At 43.0% G+C, this 3,000-nt stretch carries 4 protein-coding genes; all 4 read right to left on the bottom strand.

The window, feature by feature from the left end:
* Positions 1 to 2: 2 nt before the first annotated feature.
* On the bottom strand, positions 3 to 284 hold the full coding sequence (locus tag NTU69_12370) for a DUF6516 family protein (GenBank protein ID MCX5804301.1): 282 nt from the start codon (positions 282 to 284) through the stop codon (positions 3 to 5).
* A gap of 321 nt (positions 285 to 605) precedes the next feature.
* Positions 606 to 1,052 carry a hypothetical protein gene (locus NTU69_12365; GenBank protein MCX5804300.1) on the bottom strand — a complete coding sequence of 149 codons (447 nt, stop codon included), beginning with the start codon at positions 1,050 to 1,052 and terminating at the stop codon, positions 606 to 608.
* A gap of 468 nt (positions 1,053 to 1,520) precedes the next feature.
* On the bottom strand, positions 1,521 to 1,946 hold the full coding sequence (locus tag NTU69_12360) for an HD domain-containing protein (protein ID MCX5804299.1): 426 nt from the start codon (positions 1,944 to 1,946) through the stop codon (positions 1,521 to 1,523).
* Positions 1,894 to 3,000 (bottom strand): PAS domain S-box protein (locus tag NTU69_12355; protein ID MCX5804298.1); only part of this gene is annotated, 1,107 nt, incomplete at its 5' end. The genes NTU69_12360 and NTU69_12355, both read right to left, overlap by 53 nt.

Here is a 3,000-nt window from a genome sequence, read left to right as displayed (position 1 = left end):
CTTCATCTCGAACACCTCCTTATATCACGGTAAAAATCTTCAAATAGCCTTTCAATGCTGATAAACCTATACGGCTCTTCTCTATTCCCGTAATGCCTGTGGTCGCCCTTTCTCTCTCCATTATCGTAGCCTATTATCCGTGTACCGTTGAGGATATAGACGAGTGAATACCGGTATCCGTGCGGTTTATCCTTTGAGGTTTGCGGAAGCTCCCAGATTTTAACCTCAACAGTCCCTCCTTTTTCATTTGTGACCTTCTGGTGAAATACCAGTTGTGTCTTCATATGCTTGGTCTATTATACCAATAAATATTGACAATGCAAATGAAAAATTGTTCTTCGTTAAAATGCAAACTCTGTCTCAATACCAGGTTGCGCATGTCCCTGGTGCAGCAATAACACACCCTCAGTTTTAGCGTGTAGGTTCTTTTCTTGCCTCTACCCATACTGAACCATTACCCCCGGTTCAAAACGCATCCACAGCCCGCCTGTGTCACGTCTCAACCTCGATATTGAGGAAGGGGCAGTGACCTGGACCGCCCCTCATCTTTTTATATCCCTTCCAGGTCAGCTTTCTTTTAATTACCCGATGAGATCCTGCTCGGGTTATATCAACCCTCTCGCCTTTAAGCTATTAAAACTCTTTTGCGATACAATCACATGGTCCAAAACCTCGATGCTTACTATTTTACCAACCTCAACTAATTTCCTTGTAACTTTAATATCCTCCTCTGAAGGATCCGTAGTGCCTGAGGGATGATTGTGTCCCAAAATTATACTACTAACACCATATGAAATGGCGCGCCGGAAAACCTCCCGGGGATGTACAAGAGAAGCGCTTAAAGTTCCAAGGGAAACTAACTCCAGATATTCAATGATATTTCTTGTGTTTAGCCCTATGCACCAGAAGTGCTCTTTCTTCTGATCAATCTTATCCTCTGTTTTCAAGATGGCCGTTAAAACCCTTGCAACGGCCTGGGGGTCGGTTATATCCTTAGTTATGCTTTCTCGAATCTCGTTATCTTTTTTCAAGGTCCTCAGATTTATCACCATAAATAACCTCACTTTGCTCAAAATTGTATAGTTTTTGTATAGTAGGCATGGGGAATGTAGCCCTTAAAATAGGGAAACCCCATGCCTGAAACTTGTCTTAAGTGGTAAGAATAAGGTGCTAAAGGGTAAGAATCGGGGAATGTTACCATACCCCATAGGAAACACTCGTAATGAGCAGGTCCAGGGTTCGAATCCCCGCGTCGGCTATTGATTTATAGACATCCCCTACCCTCACGTATAGTTTTCGTTCAGTTGATTTTATTGTTTAGGATATTATCCAGAATATATACTGCTTTAGCTATGTGATTTGGTGAGCGATGAACATATCTCAATGTCATGGGGAGTTTTGTGTCCTAATAACTTTGATACTGTGGTTAAATCAATACCTGCCAATACCAAATGAGAAGCAGACGATTGAGAAGTAAAATCAGGTAAGACAAATAGGCTCATCAGGATCATATATTTTGTTCAAAACCTGAACCCTTTCTCCCTGAACAGCTTCAGGCATACCTCAACTACCTCAGCATCATATAAGATGCCTTTGTTCTTTTCTATTTCCTCCAGTGCTGCATCTATCCCGAGAGCTGGTCGATAGGGCCTGTAGGAGGCCATGGCTTCCACTACATCAGCAACAGCGAGTATACGAGCCTCAAGGATAATATTCTCGCCTTTTAACCCTTGAGGATATCCTGAGCCATCTAATCGCTCATGGTGTTGGAGGACTGTCTCAGCTATGGGATAGGGTAACTCAACCTCTTTTAATATGTCATACCCTGTTTGAGGATGGACCTTGATGAGACCAAATTCCATATTCGATAGTTTCGTTGGCTTACTTAAGATCTCAGCCGGTACTGACATCTTCCCGATGTCGTGGATGATGCCTGATACGGACATTGTCAACTTCATCCTTTGGTAAGGCCATCTCCTGGGCGATTACCCGGGCAAGATTAGATACCCTCTTCTGGTGACCCGAGGTATAGGGGTCTCGTGTCTCTACGGTCAGTGACATAGCCTGGATGGTGCCTGCTAAGGTCTTTCTCAGTTTCTCAAGGGTTTGTTTGAGTTCTTCTTCGGCTTGTTTACGTGAGGTGATGTCTTCAACGGCGCCTTCGTAGTAGAGGACTTTTCCAGTGGCATCCTTCACCGCACGGGAATTGATTGAAACCCAGAATATACTTCCGTCTTTCCTGTAGTGTTGTATCTCAAATCCTTGAATGATACCCTGTTTTTCAATAATCTTTTTATACATTACCCTGTCTTCAGGGTTTACATATCCCTTTTTCGCCAGATCGGTAATTCCCTTTATTAATTCTTCGGGTGAATCATACCCAATCATTCTCGCAAGTGCAGGGTTTACACTGAGAAATTTTCCTTCAGGGGTGGTCTGGAAGATGCCTTCCACAGAGTTCTTAAAGATGGAGCGGTATTTTTGTTCACTCTCCTTGAGTGCTACCTCGGCCCGCTTGCGATTGGTGATATTCTGAGAAGTGGTTTCATAGTAAAATATGGTGCCTGACATATCACGGACAATACGTGCATTCATGAAGGCCCATATTTTGCTTCCGTCTTTGGTGTAATGCTCTGCTTCGAAGCCTTCAACAAATCCACTACTTTCTATCAGTTCTTTAAACCGTTTCCGGTCTTCGGGGTGAACATATATCTGATGAGCCATATCTGTGACGGATTGTATCATTTCTTCTTGCGATTTATAACCGTACATCTTAGCTCCGGCAGGATTGGCACTCAAGTAATGACCATCTGGAGTGGTTCGGAAAATTCCCATAACAGAATTTTCAAAGAGGTTACAGTATTTTTCTTCGCTCTCTCTTACCATATCTTCTGCTTCTTTACGGTCGGTGATGTCGCGGGCAAAAATAACTAATCTTGATACCTTTCCTTCCTCATTAAAAACAGGATAACAATATATTTCGTAAAATCTCCCTGCCCT

The organism is Pseudomonadota bacterium (genome assembly GCA_026388215.1).
Classification (GTDB): domain Bacteria; phylum Desulfobacterota; class Syntrophorhabdia; order Syntrophorhabdales; family Syntrophorhabdaceae; genus JAPLKF01.
The sequence above is the reverse complement of the archived record's forward strand: the minus strand, read 5'-3'. Positions and strand labels throughout refer to the sequence as shown.

Bases quoted from the DNA above. Each gene is read 5' to 3' on its own strand.
- NTU69_12370 (MCX5804301.1), bottom strand. From the start codon at position 284: ATGAAGACACAACTGGTATTTCACCAGAAGGTCACAAATGAAAAAGGA.
- NTU69_12365 (MCX5804300.1), bottom strand. From the start codon at position 1,052: ATGGTGATAAATCTGAGGACCTTGAAAAAAGATAACGAGATTCGAGAA.
- NTU69_12360 (MCX5804299.1), bottom strand. From the start codon at position 1,946: ATGTCCGTATCAGGCATCATCCACGACATCGGGAAGATGTCAGTACCG.